This window comes from Bacteroides sp. D2 (assembly GCF_025147085.1).
Classification (GTDB): domain Bacteria; phylum Bacteroidota; class Bacteroidia; order Bacteroidales; family Bacteroidaceae; genus Bacteroides.
Genome location: NZ_CP102261.1, coordinates 6,510,802 through 6,533,365 on the forward strand (window position 1 = coordinate 6,510,802; position 22,564 = coordinate 6,533,365).

General features: G+C 44.2%; 13 protein-coding genes. 3 read left to right on the forward strand and 10 right to left on the reverse strand.

What is annotated here, in order from left to right:
* The first annotated feature begins 93 nt into the window (after positions 1–93).
* Positions 94–3,795 carry a glycoside hydrolase family 2 gene (locus NQ505_RS24595; protein ID WP_008999754.1) on the forward strand — a complete coding sequence of 1,234 codons (3,702 nt, stop codon included), beginning with the start codon at positions 94–96 and terminating at the stop codon, positions 3,793–3,795.
* Between the two features lie 154 nt (positions 3,796–3,949).
* On the opposite strand, the gene NQ505_RS24600 is transcribed toward NQ505_RS24595, so the two are convergent.
* The 7 genes from NQ505_RS24600 to NQ505_RS26290 form a co-directional block, all read right to left on the reverse strand.
* Positions 3,950–6,529: a glycosyl hydrolase family 95 catalytic domain-containing protein gene (locus NQ505_RS24600; protein WP_008999753.1), complete on the reverse strand. Its 2,580-nt coding sequence runs from the start codon at positions 6,527–6,529 to the stop codon at positions 3,950–3,952.
* Positions 6,530–6,617: 88 nt separating this feature from the next.
* Complete coding sequence (locus NQ505_RS24605) at positions 6,618–9,179, reverse strand: glycoside hydrolase family 3 C-terminal domain-containing protein (RefSeq protein ID WP_085938559.1); 2,562 nt, start codon at positions 9,177–9,179, stop codon at positions 6,618–6,620.
* Positions 9,180–9,243: 64 nt separating this feature from the next.
* Positions 9,244–9,612 carry a hypothetical protein gene (locus NQ505_RS24610; protein ID WP_232293025.1) on the reverse strand — a complete coding sequence of 123 codons (369 nt, stop codon included), beginning with the start codon at positions 9,610–9,612 and terminating at the stop codon, positions 9,244–9,246.
* A 21-nt stretch (positions 9,613–9,633) separates the two neighbouring features.
* A complete protein-coding gene (locus NQ505_RS24615) occupies positions 9,634–11,331 on the reverse strand; it encodes a family 43 glycosylhydrolase (RefSeq protein ID WP_008999750.1) in 1,698 nt (565 codons plus the stop codon).
* 34 nt (positions 11,332–11,365) lie between these two features.
* Positions 11,366–13,081 (reverse strand): sialate O-acetylesterase, encoded by a 1,716-nt coding sequence (locus tag NQ505_RS24620; RefSeq protein ID WP_008999749.1) that lies wholly within the window; start codon positions 13,079–13,081, stop codon positions 11,366–11,368.
* 30 nt (positions 13,082–13,111) lie between these two features.
* Complete coding sequence (locus tag NQ505_RS24625; RefSeq protein WP_008999748.1) at positions 13,112–15,976, reverse strand: glycoside hydrolase family 3 C-terminal domain-containing protein; 2,865 nt, start codon at positions 15,974–15,976, stop codon at positions 13,112–13,114.
* Between the two features lie 29 nt (positions 15,977–16,005).
* The gene (locus tag NQ505_RS26290; protein WP_369748563.1) at positions 16,006–16,926 is read right to left on the reverse strand and encodes a family 43 glycosylhydrolase; all 921 of its coding nucleotides are present in this window, start codon (positions 16,924–16,926) and stop codon (positions 16,006–16,008) included.
* Between the two features lie 1,446 nt (positions 16,927–18,372).
* Between NQ505_RS26290 and NQ505_RS24635 the strand changes: the two genes are divergently transcribed.
* Positions 18,373–19,395, forward strand: a complete 1,023-nt coding sequence (locus NQ505_RS24635) for a helix-turn-helix transcriptional regulator (RefSeq protein WP_008999746.1) — start codon at positions 18,373–18,375, stop codon at positions 19,393–19,395.
* Here the strand turns inward: NQ505_RS24635 and NQ505_RS24640 are convergent.
* On the reverse strand, positions 19,387–20,232 hold the full coding sequence (locus tag NQ505_RS24640; protein ID WP_008999745.1) for a patatin family protein: 846 nt from the start codon (positions 20,230–20,232) through the stop codon (positions 19,387–19,389). The two genes, NQ505_RS24635 and NQ505_RS24640, sit on opposite strands and share 9 nt — an antisense overlap.
* A gap of 226 nt (positions 20,233–20,458) precedes the next feature.
* Here NQ505_RS24640 and NQ505_RS24645 point away from each other — a divergent pair, with 226 nt between their 5' ends.
* A complete protein-coding gene (locus tag NQ505_RS24645; protein ID WP_004307123.1) occupies positions 20,459–20,986 on the forward strand; it encodes a hypothetical protein in 528 nt (175 codons plus the stop codon).
* A 105-nt stretch (positions 20,987–21,091) separates the two neighbouring features.
* Here the strand turns inward: NQ505_RS24645 and NQ505_RS24650 are convergent, their stop codons facing one another.
* Positions 21,092–21,421, reverse strand: coding sequence for a DUF4907 domain-containing protein (locus tag NQ505_RS24650; RefSeq protein ID WP_004321609.1), 330 nt, complete (start codon positions 21,419–21,421; stop codon positions 21,092–21,094).
* Positions 21,402–22,460, reverse strand: a complete 1,059-nt coding sequence (locus NQ505_RS24655; protein ID WP_004301004.1) for a Kelch repeat-containing protein — start codon at positions 22,458–22,460, stop codon at positions 21,402–21,404. Before NQ505_RS24655 ends, NQ505_RS24650 begins: the two co-directional genes overlap by 20 nt.
* Positions 22,461–22,564: the final 104 nt, after the last annotated feature.

Consider the following 22,564-nt stretch of genomic DNA (forward strand, 5'->3'; position numbering starts at 1 on the left):
GCACATATTAAGTGTACATTAAGCGGTACTTCATTCTAATATTTATTGTCGAACCGTACTTTTATACCAAAATTATTATTAACTTGTAATATCATGAATAGAATCAGCAAAGTATTTCTGGCTTGTGCGTGCAGCGTCTTCTGCATGAACGGACAAGCACAAAGCAATGCTACATGGACAAACGACTTCTCCAATGCCGGAGAAACACTGAAAGTGGTGGGTCGGGGAACATGCAGTATTGCCGACAATGTATTCCGTTCGAAAGGCGCTTATGCCGTATTCGGTCATCCCGAATGGAAAAACTACTCCTTTTCTTTCAAAGCCCGTGCCCCTAAAAATGCCGAACAGGTGCAGATATGGGCGAGCTTCCGCAATTACAACCATTTCGACCGTTATGTGGTAGGTATCAAAGGCGGACTGCAAGATGATCTTTACCTGATGCGCACCGGATATATGGGTACGGACGAATTTATGGGAGTCCGCCCGTTAGGTTTCCATCCTGTGCCGGGAGAGTGGTATCGTGTAAAAGTAGAAGTTTGCGGCAACCGTATCCGCATATTCCTCAACGACGAGAAACAACCGCATATTGATCTTGTAGACAAGAATGCCGACCTGGTACCATCGGGTGAAGTTGCTTTGGGTGGAGGATGGATAGAAACTGAATTTGACGACCTCACCGTTACTCCGATGGCAGACGATGCACTGAAAAACGTGAAAGTGGCAGAATATCAAAAGAAGCCCACTCCTACGGAGAAAGAAAACAAACGCCGCCAGGAACGAGCTTCCTATACTTCCGCCAAACTGGCAGCGCTCACCGGCAGCCGCACAGACATCACGCTGGATGGCAACTGGCTCTTTATGCCGGACTATCAACTGGACAACAAAGATAAGGCTGTTTCGGTACAAACAAACGACCAAGACTGGCACATCATGTCCGTTCCTAACTTTTGGACACCAATCCGTATCTGGCTGCATGGCGAAACGATGCCCTCTCCTACCGGTGCACAACCCAAAGGTGTGTCGGACACCTACTACCAACAGGAAACCGACCGCTGTGAAAACTATACATTCGATTATCGCCGGGTGAAATATGCCTGGTACCGTCAATGGCTGGAACTGCCTGCCAATGTGGAAGGCAAGAATCTGACGCTGACCTTCGACGCAGTCTCCAAAATTGCCGAAATCTATATCAACGGAACATTAGCCACTTCACACCTCGGTATGTTCGGTGAAATTCAGGTAGACGGCAGCCGTTTGTTGAAACCGGGTAAGAACCTGATTGCCGTAAAAGTGACACGCAAAATGGATGGAAGTACAGCGGAATCGGCAAATGCCATTGATTTCTTCTATTCTTCCGTACGTGAAAGTGAACAGGAAGATGCCAAAGTGGAAGTGAACAAAGATGCTCTGCTGAAAGAAATTCCTCATGGTTTCTATGGTGACGAACCTGCCGGAATCTGGCAACCGGTAAAACTGACGATTACCGATCCCGTAAAAGTGGAAGATGTCTTTATCAAACCGACCCTGAATGGCGCTACCTTCGATGTAACCCTAAAGAACCACGGTAGTAAAAAGAAACAGTTCGACCTTTATACGGATATCATCGACAAAGAAACCGGTGCTGTACTCTATTCGGGGTTATCCATACGGAAACTGAATCTCAATGCAGATGAAGAGCGCATGGAAACCTATACGATCAGCGATTTGAAACCTCGCTTATGGACACCGCAGCATCCCAACCTGTACGATTTCAAATTCCGCCTGGTAGCAGATAAAGGAACAGAACTGGACTGTCTGACAGAGACTTCCGGATTCCGTACTTTTGAAGTGAAAGACGGACTTTTCTACCTGAACGGTAATAAATACTGGTTGCGCGGCGGAAACCACATTCCTTTCGCACTGGCACCTAATGATGAAAATCTGGCCAATACTTTCATGCAACTGATGAAAGCCGGAAACATCGACGTAACCCGTACACACACCACTCCGTGGAACAAACGCTGGATGACAGCTGCCGACCGTAACGGTATCGGTGTTTCATTCGAAGGTACATGGTCATGGTTGATGATTCATTCCACTCCCATTCCAGACCAGCGTCTGATTGAAATATGGCGTAACGAGTTTTTAGGATTGCTGAAAAAATATCGCAACCACCCTTCACTGCTCTTCTGGACAGTGAACAATGAAATGAAGTTCTATGACAATGACAGCAATCTGGAACGTGCCAAAGAGAAATACCGTATTATTTCGGATGTAGTGAAAGAGATGCGTCGCATCGACCCTACCCGTCCTATCTGCTTCGACTCCAACTATCAAGCCAAAGGCAAGGATAAGAAATTCGGCGCTGACTTTATGAGCAGCATCGACGATGGCGACATTGACGATATGCACGGTTATTACAATTGGTATGACTACTCGGTTTTCCGTTTCTTCAATGGAGAATTCCAAAAACAGTTCAAAGTAGCCGACCGTCCGCTTATCAGTCAGGAGATGTCTACGGGTTATCCCAATAACGAAACGGGACATCCTACCCGCTCCTATCAGCTCATCCACCAAAATCCTTATACACTGATCGGTTATGAGTCTTATGACTGGGCAGACCCGGCTTCATTCCTGAAAGTACAAGCATTCATCACGGGTGAACTGGCCGAAACGCTTCGTCGCTCCAACGACCAAGCTTCAGGTATTATGCACTTTGCATTGATGACATGGTTCCGTCAGACATACGATTATCAGAACATAGAACCGTACCCCACCTACTATGCTTTGAAACGGGCTTTACAACCTGTATTGGTTAGCGCAGAATTATGGGGACGCAACTTGTACGCAGGTGAGAAACTGCCTACACGCATCTATGTGGTCAATGACCGTGAAGACGGAACGGATCTGCAACCGTCCCTGCTTCGCTGGGAAATACAAGATGAAAGCGGAAAGTGCCTGGCAAGCGGCAGTGAAAAGATTCCGGCTGTGAAACATTATGCACGATACTATGCCGAACCTGATATTCAGTTGCCGGCCAATCTGCCTGCCGACAAGACAAAAGCCAAACTGGTATTAAAACTCACAGAGAACGGTCTGCCTATTTCTGCCAATGAATATGAGTTGTTGCTCACTAATAAAGAGTGGAATATAGGTCAGGTAGACCCAAACAAAAAGATCGTATTGCTGGATAAAGATAACACGAAAACGGTATTTGACTTCCTGAACATCAATTATCAACCGATTTCTTCCATAAAAGAATTGCTCAACAGCAAACTGAAAGCCGACCTTTGCGTTATCTCCGGTCTGACAGTCTGCACTGACGAAGAAAAGGAGCTGATCCGTACTTATCAGTCAAAAGGTGGAAAGCTGCTCTTCCTCAACAGTAAGGAAGCCGTCAAAGCGATATATCCTGAATATATCACGGGCTGGATTATCCCGACAGAAGGCGATATCGTAATTATGGAACGTAATGATGCTCCGGTGTTCAATGACATCGATGTATTGGAATTACGCTATTTCAACAACAATAAACGGGAAATTCCGCAAGCATGTAACGCTACTCTGAAAGTCCATCGCCACAAAAACGTGACGGAACTGGCAGGACAGATGAAAATTCACGCTTACATTGATGGTGGAAAGCCGGAAGACCGCATCGAACGAATAGAATCTATGCGTGGACTGACGATGTTACAAATAGCTGACGGAAAAGGAGAAGCAATGATCTCGACCATGTGTACGGAAAAGGCAACGACAGATCCGGTAGCTGGCAAGTTAGTAGTGAATATGATTAATTGCCTGACTACCAACAAATAGGAATAAGGTAGAAAGCAGAAATAAAAGAGAGGACAAATGTCCGAAAGGTTTTGAATGAATAAACTCCCCCTCACAATGAAGTGAGGGGGAGTTTTCGTTGCAAAGTCTTTCGGACATTCAATCGTTGTAAAACGAATATCGCATTGTGTAACATTCATCTGATCGTATATCTCTTACCTTTAACAGTATCAAAAGCAATCCGGTCGTCAGCGAGTACTCTTACCCTAGCACCGGAAACTTTCAGACTCTTTGCATCCGGATATTTAAGCATACACTCTGCACCTGCATTAGAAAGTATTTCAATCGAAGTGATTTGCCCTTCTTTCCAGGTTACATCCACTTCAAAGTTTCCTCTGGCTTTCATCCCTTTGAACGCACCGTCTTTCCATGCATCGGGCAAAGCGGGAAGCAACTCGATATATCCCCCCTGACTCTGCATCAACATTTCCGCAATTCCGGCTGTACAACCAAAGTTTCCATCAATCTGGAAAGGCGGATGCGCGTCAAAAAGGTTGGTATATACACCACCGAAACGGCCTTGGGGAACAGTCAGTTTCATTGCACTCCGCAATAATGCATGAGAGCGGTTACCATCATGCAAACGGGCCCAGAAATTTAGTTTCCACGCTTTACTCCAGCCTGTGCCCTCGTCTCCACGGGTATTCAGTGTCACTTTCATGGCATTTGCATATTTATCATCTTCTTCGCTCCTTCCGATCACAATCTGCGAGCCCGGATGCAGCCAGAAAAGATGGTTCGTATGTCTGTGTCCACCGTCTCCGGTAACGTCTTTCGTCACTTCGTCCTTCCACTCCATCAATTGTCCGCCCAATCCTATTTTCGGACCGGAAAGTTTGTTCATTGCAGTCTCTATTTCTGCAATCTCCGGTTCTTTGTCCTTACCTAACACCTTGCTGGCTTTTATCATCATATCGAACATCTCTGCTATCATGGCTTGTGAGGTGGAGCAACCTAATGAAAACTCACCATGCTCGGGAGAATGTGAGGGGTTTGCCACCAAAGTACCGTCCCGCTCGTCCGTCCAAAGGTTATCCACCCAGAAAAGAGCCGCTTGGAGCATGACATCATAATACGCTTCTAAAAAGTCCTTGTCAAGATTAAACTGGTAATATTCCCAAATATCCTGGCACATCCAAATAGCTCCTGCCGGAAAATGATGGGGAGTGTCTTTCTTGGCCGGAGCCGTATTACCCCAAATATTATTTTCATGATGCGTCACCCATCCACGTACATTTCCGCCATCGGGTTTGCAATAATATTGTTGCGCCGTATATTTTCCACGTGGTACGAGGCTCTTTACATATTCTACCATAGGCAGGTGGCAACGAGATAGATTAGTAGGCTGCGTAGGCCAATAATTCATCTGCACATTGATATTGGTGTGATAGTCGGAATTCCAGGGATTGGAAAGTCTTTCTCCCCATACTCCTTGCAAATTGGCAGGCAGAGAACCTTCTCTTGAAGAAGAAATCAATAGATAGCGACCAAATTGGAAATACAACATTTCCAGATATTGATTCTCGGATTCCGAGTTGGTACGAGCATCCATACCCTTCAGCAAACTATCCGTAGTTACAACGGGCATTTCCGTCAGGTTGCCCAGATTCAGTTTCATTCTGTCATACAACGAATGGTAATCTTTCTCATGGGCAGCCAATAAAGCGGTATATTTTTTATTGGCCGCCTTTTTCAGCGTAGCCTTCACTTTATCCAGCGGTTCTTCTCCAGAGAAATAATGATAAGAATCGTCCATGCATTGCACATAGTTTGTTGCAGCCGACATCAATACGATGATTTCTTTGGCCTCTTCTATCTTCAATTTCTTCCCGTCTACTACCGTAATCTTTCCGCCTGTATGTTTCACTAATAGTTGCTGCGCGTATTTCAATCCATTCTTCCAATGATCTCCTACGCGCTTGTCACCACTCGTCGGAGTAGGATATCCTGTCAGGGTAATCGTATTGTCCGAAGCCCGGATGACCTTGTCGGTATGCAATGACTCCAAAGATATCATACGTGAAATCTTTCCCTTCTTCGAATCCGATGTCAGACGCATCACCATGATATTGTCCGGATAACTCATAAAATACTCCCGTTTGAAGGTTATTCCTCCCTCTTTATAAGTTACCCGATGAATAGCATTGTCGATATCCAGCGTCCGAGTATAGTCAGAATAGGCAGGTTCGGAGGTAGCCGGATTTACAACCTCTACAATGATATTGCTCAATGTTTGAAAAGAGCCGAAATGCTCTTTAGTTCCCGCCAGTTTATCTATGAGGTTTCGTAGTTCCGTACCGTTACCGTCCCCCTCATAATTATGGGTAATCAATTTTCCGTCTGCGTCAATATAAGCGGAATGATTTGCAGTAAAATCATTCATCTTCTGCTGTAACAGCACACGGGTTTTATGAAGATAACTTTTATTCGTTTCCGGGGTTCCCAAATGCCCTCCGTTATAAGACGGATCTTCGCCAGGACCTCCCGACCACAAAGTATGTTCATTTGTCTGAATAACATCTACTTCCACACCTCCGAAGATCATAGCGCCCATATAACCGTTACCAATAGGCAATGCTTCGCTTTCCCACACTTTTGCGGGTTTGTTGTAAGTAGCTTTCAGGGACGGCTGTTGGAAACGGGCGGCCATTGTTGTTTCCGCCATCAGACAGCATAAGAATAGTGCGTTTATGCACCGCAAATACTTGTTTTTCATACTACAATAAATTAAAAGTCGGGCTGTGTAAAAGGTACAGTTAATACATCGATTACCCTTTACACAGCCTCAACAACTATGATACAATCTATAAATTAATGACAGTTTGCAGACGAATATCTTTAGAGGAAGCACCGATCATAATGTCGAACGCACCTTGGGGAACGATGAATTGTCCCAATCCTGCATCCCAATAACGAAGTTGCTCTTTATCGAGTTCGATTTCTACCACACGGCTCTCTCCTGATTTTAAAGGAATACGCCGGAAACCTTTCAACTCTTTAATCGGAACAACACCTCCGGTTTCCGGAATCCGCACATAAACCTGTGCCACTTCATCCCCTTTCCTCTTGCCGGTATTCTTCAAGCGGAAAGAAACGCTGACGGTATTTGCACCGTCTTTTACTTTCAAATCGCTGTATTTGAAAGAAGAATAACTAAGTCCGTAACCAAAAGGATAAAGAACGTCTCCTTTAAAATATTTGTAAGTACGCCCTTGGGTTATATCGTAATCATCGAAAGCAGGCAATTCATCCAGAGATTTATAATAAGTGAGCGGCAAACGCCCGGCTGGATTGTAGTCACCAAACAATACGTCGGCAACGGCTGTTCCCCCCTGTTCACCCGGATACCAGGCATTTACGATGGCAGGAATATGTTCGTCCATCCAGTTGACAGCCAGTGAGCTTCCTGCTACCAATACAACGATTATATTCGGATTTACTTTATAGATTTCCTGTAAGAACTCTCTTTGGTCTGCCGGAAGCTGAATATCGTACCGGTCCTGCCCTTCACGTTCTATTGACTTATTGATTCCCATCACAGCAACGACCGTTTCACATTCGCGGACTGCTTTTCCAGCCTCCCCATACAAATCGAGACGGGTAGCTTTTCCTACCTGCGGAACTTTCCATTGTAATTTTGCGATAGTATAATCCCGGTTGTCATAGTACTCCGCTTTTAACTGATAATCTTTCCCCGCTTCAAGATAGATGGAAGCAGAGTCGGTAGATACCGCATGAGCCGACCAGGCATCAATCAACAACTGGTTGTCAATACTCAAACGACAACCATCGTCGGAAGTAAAACTAAAAGTATAACGACCGGAGATAGTCGGTCTCAACTTTCCCGTCCAACGAACGGAAAGCGGAGATTTAGGAAGAAAAGGATCGGGCGCCTGATTGGCAGGCTCAAAATTAATCCAACCTTCTTTACGTACTTTAGGCGTACCCTCCAATGCAGTGTTTTCAAAATATTCCGCTTTCAATCCTTCCGGAAAGTTTTCTCCTTGAATCAGTTCCAAGCCATCGGCAGCAGATTTCCAGGGTGCATACACTACTTTCACTCGATCGCCTACCCTGTCTTTTATACCTTGCAAAATGGAAACCGGATCTACTACCGGCGCACCGCTATAATCGCCAAACTCACATTTACCGGCATTGATACCTACCACGGCTATTGATTTCACCTTATTAACATTCAATGGAAGCATATTATTCTTATTCTTCAATAAAACAATGCACTCCCGGGCTGCATCCAAAGCAATCTGTTGATGCTCTTTCGAGCCGATCACCGACGGAGAGATTCTGGTATACGGATTTCGTTCGGTTCCATCAAAAAGTCCCAGTTTCATACGTGCTGTCAACACATGGCAGGCAGCCGAATCGATATCAGCATCCGATACCATGTATTGTTTGTAAGCATTCAACAGATATTCGTCATAGACATCATCTCCACATTCCAAATCCAATCCAGCCTGAATGGATAGAGTGGCAGCCGCCTCTTTCGTCTTTACATACTTATGGGCGTTTACCAATAAAGAAGGTCCCCCACAATCGGAAACGACATATCCCTGAAATCCCCAGTCCTGACGCAACACCTTTTTCAGCAGCCAGGCATTCAGTGTACAAGGCACATCGTTCAACGCGTTGTAAGCAGTCATGATAGAAGCAGCCTTTCCTTCCTTCACACACATTTCGAAAGCCGGGAAATAATATTCGCGCAGTTGCTTTTCCGAGATTTGCGGATTACAGACAAAACGGTTATGTTCTTCGTTATTGGCGGCAAAATGCTTGGGAGTGGAAACAATCTTCAAATAACGCGGATCATCTCCTTGTAAACCTTTCACAAAAGCCGTTCCCATCACTCCGCTTAGAAAAGGATCTTCCCCATACGTTTCCGGGGTACGTCCCCAACGGGGATCACGTGCCATATTCACCGTAGGCGACCAAAAGGTCAGTACATCACTAAACTGCTCTTTCTGCTCTCTCCCCTGATCGAGTTCATTCCAACGGGCACGCGCCTCATCCGAAATCACAGTAGCCACCCGTTTTTGTAACTCCGGGTTCCAGGTAGCTGCCAGTCCGATAGCTTGCGGAAATACAGTGAAACGTCCCGGACGGACTACTCCATGCAATGCCTCATTGCCATGATAGTATTTATCAATACCCAAACGGGGAATACCGGGAGAAGTAGCACGCAGCAAACTAATCTTTTCCTCCACTGTCAGGCGGGAAAGTAAATCTGCCACCCGTTCGTGCACAGGAGCGTTTTCATTCTTATACAACTCTTGCGCATGTATCAATGAGCAAGACATCACAGATAAAGTACCTGCCAACAAAATCTTTTTATACCTGTTCATTATCACCATTTTTCTATCATATTTTCTTTTATAATTGTTCGTAGCACTTATTCCGGAATCACTTTTCCACTTTCTAATCTACAGGGCCGTCCATCAACAAATCATGTTTCTTGTTCTTTGCATCATGAGAATTGAAGTAGGCTCCGTATGTTGCAATTCCCATTACACGCAACATGGAATTCCAGAAGACTATCCCGGAACCTTTTTTCCACGAAGAAGGAACAGCGACGCATTGTAAATCCCAAAGTCCGTTCAGACAAACTTCATCCCGATAAGGCTTTTCCTGGGGAGTGACCAACCCTTCTGCCGGAGAAAAATCACGGGAGAACACCACTTTCTGTGTCTGCGCAAGCATTGTTTCCGAAAAGACTCCGATCCAAATACAGACGCAGCATTTGAATACTTGCAAAGTCATTATCCCACTGTTCCTTTTATCTTGCATGTTTATCGACCTTTCATTTCACTAATTACCATTCTCATTAAATGCCGTTATCGAGAAATAATATTCCGAGTCTCTGTTAAAGTAACGGGCTTCATATTGATTGTCAAATACCGTCACTGCGTGCGTTAACTTATCTTTCTGTGATCCCCACCGTAACACGTATCCGGTAGCCCCTTTTTGTGCATCCCAAGTGAAACGAAACATTCGTTTATCCTCCGAATCCCGGATTGCCCGGAAGCCTGTCACCTTAGAAGGAGCAGCACCTTCTCCTTTACCAAATACACGGAAACCGGATAAAGAGAAGCACCCATCCATCTCTTTAGCGTTACAAATTCTCAAATAACGGACCTTCACGGGTTTATCCAACGTAAACAGGCGATGAGGCTCATCTTTTCCATTCTCTCTTTCATCAAACAAATTCATCCATTTTTCCCCATCTGCAGAACCTTCGATAAAAAATTGATAAACAACGGGAGGGTGTGGTGCGAAAACCTTGAAGTGATGGTCGGCAAAATTCACGTGTATACTATTTACCAACATTGGAGTCTCCAAATCAACCTGTAACCATTCGCCCTTTTTTCCGGTTTGAGCAGCCCACCATGTTTCAATCTGTTCATCATTTGCATTGCCCGGTTCATAGCCGGCAAGAGACGAAGAAGCCTGTACCGGTTTCCGGTATGAAAGCAGATTCCATCCCATACTCAAATCTGTTTTATCAAAATCAACTTTCCGGTTAGGAATATAGAAAGGATAATCCGACCAGACTGTGTGAGCATATATACCGTTGCGACTGGATACAGCAACCGGGAAAAGTCCCAACCGCCGTTCAAACATATGACGAACGGAAATGATCATGGAAGCTACGTGCCAGTAGTTTCCATACTTATCCTGAAAAGTATGTCCATGTCCTGCCCCACCGATAAAGCCTCCCGGTTTAAATGAGAACGGATTGTCTTCCACATATTCAAAAGGACCCAAAGGAGTATCTCCTACATAGATTCCATCGCCATAAATACGATATTGAGTACCCGGAGCCGCATATTGCAAATAGTAACGTCCTTCATATTTCAGTATACAAGGTCCTTCGTTCCATCCCTGACGCGGTTCTTCATTATTCTTTCCGGGAACTTCCCAGCCATACTTGTCTCCATGATGCGCGATCAGTGCTTTGGCTTCACCCAACGCGCGAAAACCGTCTTTCGGATCTACTTCCACCCCCATAATCGGGTCCTTATCCGAACATCCCCAATACATATACACCTTACCGTCCTCATCACTATAAAAAGCCGGGTCGTGAAGCCGGTAGGTCAGTTTGGTGTCCACAGCCTCCCAAGTATCTTTTTCCGGATGGGCATTTTTGAAAATCTGTGTTTTCCCGCTGGAAGTCGTAAAATAGAGCGTATCTCCTATCGGAAGAATGGTAGGAGCATAATCTTCCAATGTGGGGATAGTCGTACAAGGAATATATTCCCAGCCGGCCAGATCTTCAGAGCGCCAATATCCACCGGACTTGGACGCAAATAAATAATAATAGCCTTTAAAATACTCCAATACCGGATCGGCAGCTTCCCGACGCGATTCGTCTTTCGGTTGAAACCGATAGTTCAGATTCATCGGATTAGTTACTATCCGATGTTGGGCGATTCGCTTTCCTGATGAACAGGAAGTGATACATCCTGCCAATATGCTTGCAATTAATAGATGAGTAGATTTCTTCATGGTGTTTTTCTTTTTATTTATTCCGGTATTTGTGTCATTCCCAGTGATCTGTACGGAAAGGCGATGCCGGCAACCTTTCCTCATTATACAGATTACAACGCGGGCTATTGGAAAATCCGTAGCGCACAGCTACTGGTTCGGCAACTTCATGACTCGATACAATGACCTTATTACCTTCTATGACGGCATCCGCCCAAACAAATTTACGGTCGGCCCCGGCAATGCCAAATCCCGTGAGCTTTGTCGGCTTTGGACGAACCTGTTCTCCTTCAGGAATATAGGGAGAAGTCCCTATCATCAACTTCTTACCCTGATTGGTAAACTCCAAGATAATTTTATTGCCCTTCACTGACATTTTCTTATAAAGAGGTCCCATACCAACAATTTTCTCTCCATATGCCAATTTACGGGCAGCAAGGGCTAACCGATGTCCTACATCGTATTTATCAACCGGATGCAAATCGAACGGGTCGCCAACATCAATCGTTACCGCCATCGCAGTATTAGGCAGGTTCAGTGCTTTCAACTGACCTTCGCGCACCCAACGCCAACCGTTCCCCTCAACAGAAGGTTCCTGATCTACAGGCTCGAAATTAGGAAGCTGTACATATACAAAAGGAAAATCTCCTATTCCCCATTTCTCCCTCCAATCTGTAATCATCCGGGAAAAAAGTGTCGCATATTCTTTTGCCGAGCCACCGGAATTAAATTCACCCTGATACCAGATTACTCCTTTGATACTTAACGGAATTAAAGGAGAAATCATGGCGTTAAACAGATTAGCCGGACCGTTATTTCCACCATCCGGTTTGCGTGGATTGGGTGGACGAGGTACTCTGGGTTCCGGTTTGGCGGGCGCCGGTTTCCCATCGGCTTGTGCAGCCCGTACGGCTACCGCCCATTCTTTCTGTGCCTGATTCCACTCTTTACCTATTGTTTGATCCCATTCTCTGACTGCTGTATCAAACTCTTTCTGCTTTTGCGGATAAGTAGCCAGTATTTCCGGATTATCTTTCACATTTTTCTCGTAAGCAGCTACATAATGAGCCAATGCAGGCTCCTGCTTTAGCCCGGAAAGGCTTGTCCAAGCTTCTGCACGTGTACCACCCCAGGCAGACTGTATCACTCCTAACGGACGTCCGTTTGCAGCACGCATATCACGTGCAAAGTAATAGGCAGTGGCAGAGAAACCCTGCCCATTTATTTTTGCCAGCATCTCCGGAGTACAAAGCACCCATCTGGCAGCCCGTTCGGGACTGGCGGTTCCTTGAGGAATTTCAATCTCCGACAATGGCTGTAATGACGTATTTTTAGGAACAAAGAATAAACGTAACAACGAATCTTCCGAATGAGCTATATCATCAGCATATTCTTTTCTGACCTTGATCCCCCACTCCATATTTGATTGTCCGGAAGCAACCCATACATCACCTACCAGCACATCCGAATAAACCAGTTTGTTTTTTCCGGTAATAGTCAGCGTCTCTCCTTTTTTCTTCGTTTTTACCGGCTTCAGTTTTACCTGCCATGTCCCGTCGGCATTGGCAGTGGTTCTCACTTTTTGTCCGGCAAAGAGTACTTCAATGTTTTCTCCGGCATCAGCCCATCCCCAAATCGTAATCCGGGTATCTTGCTGCAAAACCATGTGGTTGCCGAAAATCAAAGGCATCCTTACATCTGCTTTCACTTCCGGCAATCCCAAGATAGCGGACAGTGACAGCAACCACGAAACCAAAAGTAATTGTTTCATTTTATCAGGAATTAGATGAAAGTGATGGCTCTACAGAGCCACCATCTTATATTTAGTAGTAAAAGCAACAGGTTGCTTGTTGTCTTTATCCAGTTTGAACGGAATCAGTTTTTCTTCTCCGGCTCCCAGTTCATAATGAATGGCATCCCCTGCTTTTTTGCCGTCAACAAACATTTCCACCTTGCCAATATCCATCAGCGTGCCATTATTCTTCACGCTGACCCATACAGTCTTTTGATTCTTCGTCAAATTCTCTTCTACTTTGGATACAGAAAGGATAAAGTCGGCACCGAATTCGTGCGTATAGTTAAGCATACCGGTCACCCCTTTTTTCTTATCGCTGTAACCCACACTATGTTTAATCTCATTCTTGGCCACATAGTCAGGACTCATACCACCGACACATATTTTGAATTCTCCTTTTTCCACTACCCTGTCCATGTGGTCATTGAGCAATGAAATGTCGTATGGCGTCAGTTCAAAAGAGACGGTTTTCGATTCTCCCGGTTGCAAATAAATACGATCGAAATCCTTTAACTCCATAACACGGGTTTTGACGCTGGCATACATATCCGTCACATACAATTGTGCTACTTCATCACCGGCACGGCTTCCTATATTCTTCACTGTAGCCTGAACCGTCACATTTCCATTGGGTTTTTCCTGTATCTTCAAATCCGAATATTCAAAAGAGGTATAGCTAAGACCGAATCCGAAACGGTAAAGAGGATAATATTCCATATCTACATATTCATAACGACGCCCCGATGTTTTGAAATTATAATATAAAGGAAGTTGTCCTACGTGACGTGGGAAAGTCATCGGCAAGCGACCACCGGGATTATAATCACCAAACAGTACATCTGCCATTGCCGGACCGCCTTCCTGTCCCGGTAACCAGTTTACGAGAATAGCTTTACACATTTCCGATGCTTTCAGAATATCATAAGGACGTCCTGCCTGAAGAATCAGAATCACCGGTTTACCTGTCGCACAAACCGCTTCCAGCAATTCCTGTTGTTTACCCGGCAGAATCAGAGTAGCCCAGTCATTATTCTCACCGCATGTCTTGCGAACATCATTGGTGGCTTCGCTGGTAGAACAATCCCCCAATACCATTACTACAACATCGGATTGAGAAGCGGCTTTTACTGCTTTGGGAATATTCGTTTCATCCGGATTTGTAAAGTCACAACCCTGCTCATAAAGAACTTTCGTTTGCTTACCAACAGCCTCTTTAATGCCTGTCAATACAGACTTCAACTGTCCGGGTAGTAGTTTCGGAGTGTAATCACCCGGTTGGAGATCGTCTGCTCCGGGACCCAGTACAGCTATTGTACGCAGGTTCTTGGTCAAAGGCAGAAGGTTCTCTTTATTCTCCAACATTACGATAGATTCACGGGCTGCCTGACGTGCCATCTCTTTATGGCTATCAGAGTTCCATCCCGGATAAATCTTCTTCCAGTCCAACGGTTTGCAGGGATTCTTTTCAAAGAGTTCATTACGGAACATGGTAGAAAGCATGGTACGACATACGTTGTCCAGATTTTCCATGTTGATGCGTCCGTCTTTGGCGGCCTGAATCACTTCTTTATTGTTATAAGTATCACCGCAATTAGTGGCAATACCGGCAGCCAATGCCTGGTTGGCAGCTTCAATCTTATCTTGTGCCGTATAATGTTTACGGGCAGTCAGATTACCGATAGCACCACAGTCACTGACAATAAATCCGTTGAATCCCCATTCCTGCCGCAAAATCTGTTGCAGCAGTTCCGTACTCTTGGCAACCGGAATACCCATATAATCGGAGTAAGCCATCATCAAAGACTGACAGTCATAGTTTCGGATAGCATGACGGAACGGAACCAGGTGAACTTCACGCATTTCACGTTCAGACAAACCGATGTCATGCGAGTCACGCCCACCCAATGGAGCACCATGTCCGCCAAAATGCTTGGGAGTGGTAAATAATCCTCTGGACTGATATCCTTTGATCCATGCACCACCTATTTGTGATACCAATACCGGATCTTCTCCAAAAGTCTCTTCACAACGTCCCCAACGTGCATCCTGCGCAACGTCCAGCACCGGTGACCATGCCTGCTTTGTATTGGCGGCTACCGTTTCGTCTCCGATTACCATCGCCACTTCTTCCGTCAGCTTCCGGTTCCAAGTGGCTCCCATTGCTAAAGCCTGCGGAAAAATAGTCGCTCCGCTTCCATACGAGAAACCATGTACGGCTTCTACTTTTGTGATAGGCGGTACATATAAATGAGGAATACCGGGAATCCCCCATCCTTCACGAATCAATTCCATTTTATCTTCAGGTGTCATCACTGCCAGCAGACTTTCCACCCGTTCTTCTACCGGAAGCGATGCATCCATATAACGACGGTCAGTCACTTTCCCTTTACTATCTGTCAGTACTTTCTCTGCTACCAATACTGAAATCTCCTTTAGAGAGAAAGGTTTATCCAGCTTTCCCGGCTTGAAATTCAACTTGACATGAGCGCCATATTTAGGAGTGAATTTCACTTTCATCTGTTTGTCATTGCCTTCTATCCGGTAGTTTACGGGAGTTCCCAGATTCATCGGATCATAAGTGACAAAGATATCCAATACCTCTTTCAGTTCATTTTTGTTGACTCCCTGCATCTGAAGATCCAGTTCGCAAACATCACCCGGTTGCTGGATGGTAAACATCAGCCATTGCTCGGTCTTTAGTGCCTGCGAAGGTAATGTCCACATCGTCTTTACATTTTTATCAAAAGCTAAAGCAGCATTGTCCGCATTGGCAGAAGCCGATACCGACAGTATATCACTTTGTTGCTGCGCCATTGCCATTGAACATGACAATAATCCTATTGCCAACATCCATTTCATTTTGTTTTTCATGTTATATTCGTTTTTCTTTAGTCAATCACTCATTTTGTTTGCCTTACCAGCTTGATTGTACCATCAGGATTGTAATACAGTTTATCTACACAGATAGAACGAAGCCAGTCGTGCCCGGACAACGCACTGTTATGGTAAAAGGCATACCATTGTCCTTTGAACTTGACAATAGATCCATGATTGGTATAGCTGTCAGTCGGTTCCATATAAATACCTTTCGATTCCCAAGGTCCCAACGGAGAGTCACTGATCGCATAGCGCATCCGGTTGTCCCCCTTCACTCCATCGTTCCAGTTTTCATCATGATTGTCGGAATAAGAGAGATAATACTTTCCATTATATTTGTGAATCCAGGCTGCCTCATGGAAATCTTCCAGTCCTTTCATGAGTTGCATCGGGCCATCCAATTCCATCATATTATCTTTCAACTTACCACCTTTACAGGTGCCGCCACCGCCATTATAGATATACGCCTGCCCGTCGTCATCTACAAAGACACAAGGGTCAATCATCGGATCCATCCCTTCAACATATCCCTGCACTTTGAATCCTTCCGCCGGTTTATTGCTGGTAGCCACTCCGATCTTCCAACTGTCGTTCCAGTCTGTTTCACTGGGATGAGGAAAATAAAAATAGTAAGTGCCGTTTTTATAAGCACAATCCGGAGCCCACATAAATCCTCCTTCTTTGCGTCCCCATGGCACCTGATCGGAGCTTAATATCTCTCCATGATCCGTCCATGTCACCATATCATCGGTTGAAAACACATGATAACGATCCATCAAATCACAACCTCGCGGAGGTGCTATATCATGGGAAGCATATATGTACAGACGTCCGTCTTCCCAAACATGAGCCGAAGGGTCTGCTGTGTACATATGCCGGATGAAAGGATTCGGAGTTGCCGGATTCAGGCTGGTATTAAAAGCTATCGCCTTTTCTTTGCGCAGAACCTTAGCGGCTTCACCAACCAGTTTCAGATAATGGTCACTTTCTACTCCCTCCTCGATAGGAACGAATGTACTTTTTCCTGTCGGAACTTCCTTTGCACATTTAAAGATAGCCGTCCCCTCATCAATTTCGTCAAACATAGCTACATAAATCATTTCGGCACCCGCCCGGATAGCTCCCATCATCTGTTTCCAAAGAAAAGATCCTTTATTGCGGGGGATAAATGAATTATGATCTTTACCTTTCATATTCCCCCAGGAGAAACCCGGAAAAACCAACGGTACATAATCAACCTGATTCTTTTTCGCCCACTGGATATCTTCTTCCACCAACTTCTGATATTTCGGATAAGTGGTTTCATTGTAACGTCCCACGAACCAAGGCATCACAATATCGCATTTTCTGATAAGCTCATGCAACCTGGGATCTGATTCCGTATCCCCTTTCAGCTCCCGCCATTGGGTAGGTACTCCAAGCATCACACTAAATTCCTGTGATTTTAAGCCGTCGATAATATGTGCAGCTTCTTTCAATCCATAACGGCGATTATCATTAAATCCCACACCCCATACAGTTACCAGCGGTTTGCCATTGTGATACAGATAAGAAGGGTTTTTCGCATGATTTTTTAAAGAATGGCGTTGCGCTATTTCCGCAATGTCTTTGAGCAACAGTTTTTCTTCTCCAGGCTGCATCCCGCTCAAGTCATACATCACACAAATAGCCCGTTCATATTTATTAGCAGCTTTCATTGCCGAGTTCAATACTTTATTAAAATGCTTCAATCCGCTTTCATTCCGGATTTCTGCGATAAAACGCTGCATGAACACTCCATCCAGTCCATACTCTTTCATCCATCTGAAATGAACATTGACAGTCGACTCGTCATAAGAAGAAAAGACGGATGCAGGCTTACCATCCGCAAAAGTAAAATCCGTTTTATAGAGCTTCTTATACTCCGATACCTCCGGCCAAAGATCTACGGAACACGATCCCGGACGAAATCCTTCACGACCATTGTAATGATGCCAGCCACGGCCGGAACCGTCACCAGGGGTGTTGAACCACCCCTGATAACCAGCCATAACCAATCCTTTGTAAGAATTGTACTGTTTCCTGCCGCCGGACTGTGCCATTATCCCTATTGAAAACAATAAATAGACCAATAACCAATTCAACCTTTTTACCATGTTATTTCTTTGTTTTTCATGTTATACCATTAAGTCCTTAAAACTATTTTCAGCAAAGTAAAGAGGCATCCCTTAATAAATTCCACAAAAGTGAATTAATAATGACTTAAAATCGAATTAATCGAGGAAAAAAAAGATAAAGTAGTAGAAATAGATACCTAATTAGGAAAATATTATGGAAATAAAGACCTGTAACCTCTTTGTTTTCCTGAATTTATTTTTCTACTTTTGAAGCAAATCTTTATTCTTCTACTTATGCCAGCAAATAGAAATGCCTTAATCCGTTATAAAACAATTGATAACTGTCTGCGTAATCCTTATCGACGCTGGACGTTGGAAGATTTGGTAGATGCTTGCTCGGATGCTCTTTATGAATACGAAGGCATTGATAAAGGCATAAGCAAACGTACGGTACAAATGGATATACAGATGATGCGTAGCGAGAAGCTGGGTTATAACGCTCCGATTGTGGTGTACGAAAATAAATACTATAAATACGAAGATCCGGAATACAGCATTACACAAACCCCGCTGAATGAACAAGACCTGAAAACGATGTCGGAAGCAGTGGAAGTGTTACGGCAATTTAAGGGTTTCTCCTATTTCACGGAAATGAGCGATATTATCAACCGCCTGGAAGACCATGTCGCTTCTGCCCGGATGAAAACCACTCCTGTCATTGACTTTGAAAAGAATGAATCATTGAAAGGACTGGATTATCTGGATACGATCTATCACGCGATTGTAAACGAGCATCCGATACAGCTCAAATATCGTTCGTTCAAGGCACGTTCCGCTAACAGCTTTATTTTTTATCCTTATCTATTAAAAGAATATCGCAACCGGTGGTTCGTTTATGGAGTCAGAGGAAACGGACGAATATTGCAAAATTTAGCTTTGGACAGAATACAATCATTGGAAGTTCTGCCACAAGAACACTATATCAAAAATACATTCTTCGATCCGAATACGTTCTTCGACGACTTGGTAGGTGTCACCAAAAACTCCGGAAGCGTAGCAGAGAAAGTTGGTTTCAAAGTAGCGGCAGCCGAAGCACCTTACATCATAACCAAGCCTATACATCGCAGTCAACAACTGGTGGAAAGGCTACCCGACGGAAGCGTCATACTGGAAATTGAAGTCGTAATCAATCATGAGTTAGAACGGGTATTCTTCGGATATGTTGACGGAATAGAAATTCTTTATCCCAAGACATTGGTAGAATTAATGAGTCGGAAATTGGAAAAGGCTGCCAAGCAATATACAAAGTCAAAATGAAAATAAAGCTTTCGCACATTCGTACCCTTCCTTATAAAACTCTGTCAGCTTTTGCACATCTTTCTCTATACGGTCTACAGCTACAGGTTTCAAAGGACGGATAACGACAATCTTTCCCTCATCCTCCATGCGTTCCACCATTTCCAGCTGTTCATTATAAACAGCACACCGGCAACTTAACGCTTCACGCAACTTCGGATATTTCCGGTATACAAACGAAGGGATACGAATATCTTTCGAATCTTTCCGATATCCCCGGTTACGGGTAAGTATCACGACATTTCTCGTACAGCCATCCGCAATAGCTCTTTGCAGAGGTATGGAATCTACGATTCCCCCATCAAGCATAGGAATCTCATCCACATAAGTGATAGGACACACAAAAGGGAGACTGCTGGATGCACGGACAATATCGATCACCCTGCGCCTGTCTTTTTTCTCTTCGAAATAATTGGCTTCTCCCGTAATGCAATTAGTAGTCACCATCACGAAACGTTCCGGTGAAGCAAAATATGTTTCATAATCATAAGGAAGAATGTGTTCGGGGAACTCATTGAACAATAGATCGAAATCCAAAATATTACGCTTTTTGAGCAAATATTTCAGACCGATATAATTGTACTTCTCCAACAAGTCGATATTGCTGTACTTGGCACGTCCCCGTTGCCGTGATGCATACGACAATCCGTTGCATGCACCGGCAGACACTCCTATCGCATAGGGAAACCGGATATCATGATCCATAAAATAATCAAGTACGCCGCAGGTGAATACTCCACGCATTCCCCCGCCTTCCAACACTAAACCGGTAGATCCATCTATCTGTAAGTTCTTCATTTTTTCTCCTATCTTCTAATTTCCATTCTCTTTTATACATGCTCTCTCTGTATTTACTATTCATGCATATTTATAACAAAAACAAACGGAAAAGGTAGTTCATTCAGCAAAAATAGTAAATATTTCAACAAAATCTTGTTTTTTTGCTTCAATCTATGTAACTTTAGGCTAACTTAATTGTTTAAGGAGGAAAAAAATTAAAAAGTCCTGCCCGCAGGCAAGCACCATGAGAATACAGTTTGAGATTAAAGAAAATTTGCCGGAAATTATCGAAGAGATCTTACACTCTGATAAGTGGCAAACTTCCGTGAAGGAAGAACTTAGCGGTCGGACGACCGTTGTGATCCGTGACCAAGCGTATGGTTCAGAAGCTACCATTGAAATTTATGCTACATCTATTGAAATCAAAACTGCCTGGTCTAAGTACTCCTATCGTATATTTGTAGCCAACGATATCGTATGGTGCGAATATAACGGTGCCTATCGTGGTCTGTTGGAACAAGTGCTCCTACCTACTATCACTCCTAAAGAAAACCTGCTCAATTCTGACGTAACTGAAAGTTCGCTTTATGGAAATGAGCATAAGAAATTGAGGGAGTATGCAGAAGATAATTTGAAACTGAAACAATTCCGCCGGGAAAACTTCAATGAGCAGAAGAATGGAACCGCACCATTCGATCATCCCAAGCGGGTGTATGATGAGTTTATCAAAGAAGATTATGTAGTTGCACCCAAAGAAGAAGAGAAGAAATAATCTGTACTTAATGCTTTAGTTTGTGCCATCGTATTGACACAACAGTGCCACCATGTTGACACTATCGTGCCAATGAGGTGGCATGACTGTGCCAACATGGTGGCATTAATACACTACTCCCAAGTTATCCAGGTCAGCCTTTGATATGGCAAATTCATTTCCAGCTTTAATTCGTTCCAGCACTAAATTTCCGATACATTGGGCATCTTGCACCGATTGAAAAGGCCTTTTCCCGGATACAACCGGGATAAAAGGCTGAACGATTATCAAACGCTCTCTCTCATAAATCTTATAACCGTATCCACTACCTTCAATCTGGGTTACTTCCAGCCGATATATGTTTATCGAATGCATATACCCATATATGATTCCCACTAAAAGCAGCAAGACAAAGCAACTAATACCTATTATTTTTTTATTTCTCTTCATATTCATAAGGCTTCAACTCCCAAGTATCATCGTAATAATAAGTAGAAGCTCCTCCCGTAGCTATAATTCCCCGTTTTCCAGTAGAAAAGCATACGGCTTTCGAGCGTGTACTTCCTTCGAAATCTGTCAAATCTTCCCCATCCCAGAGGTCTGTCAGAGGGTCGTAAATCCAATAATTGGAACGATAACTACCACCAGCAGTCTGCCCCGCAGCAATGTATCCTTTACCGTCGATCACGAAAGCACAAGCATAAGAACGGACGATAGAAGTGTAATCGTCGTCATAATCATCATCACTCTTATCGTAAAGTTCACGCAATTCTTTCCAAGTACCCGTTGCCGGATTAAAACACCAGAAATCCGTCACATCCGAACCGTTATTTTCACCGCCGCAGATATAAGCTATATCATCTATGACGAAGGCCATACCGCCCATTCTCTTCTGTCCGCCAAATCCACTCATGGCTGTCCATTCTCCTTTATCTCCCACCGACGGGTCGAACTTCCAGAAATCCTTTTGATAATTATCGTTGTAACCTGTACCCAGATACCCATACTGACCAATGCCGAAAGAAAGCGCATAATACCGTTTACCATAGATATTAGTCCCATCAGTTCCATCCGGAATAGAAGCCATCTCCTTCCAGGAATTCGTGGCAGGATCATACTGCCAGCAATCATTCAGATAATCCTTTTTTGTCGCATCGTAACCAGTAGCAATATATCCTTTGGTACCTACTGCAAAACCTGTAGCTGCATTCCGGGCTGGAGCTGCATCGGGCATTGATGTACACTGTGTCCACGAATTAGCCTCAATGTCATACGCCCAACAATCTTTCAAACGGTCTTTGGTACTCCCCCGGTATCCGGTGCAGAGGTACCCTACGTTACCAATCGTAAAACCAGCTGCGTCCGTACGCGCCACACCATCAAAATCAGAACGGCGATACCACACACCTGCCGTATATTCAGTATCATCCGTACATGCCGCCAATGAAAGCAGCACCACCATCATGCAAAGTAATTTATTCATTTTCGTATTCATAAATATGTCGTTGATTACAACCGCAAATGTAGGCGGCAACGGGCACGCATAAAAAAACTATCGACAAATACAGACATTCTATCTACCAACAAAATTCAGGTCGA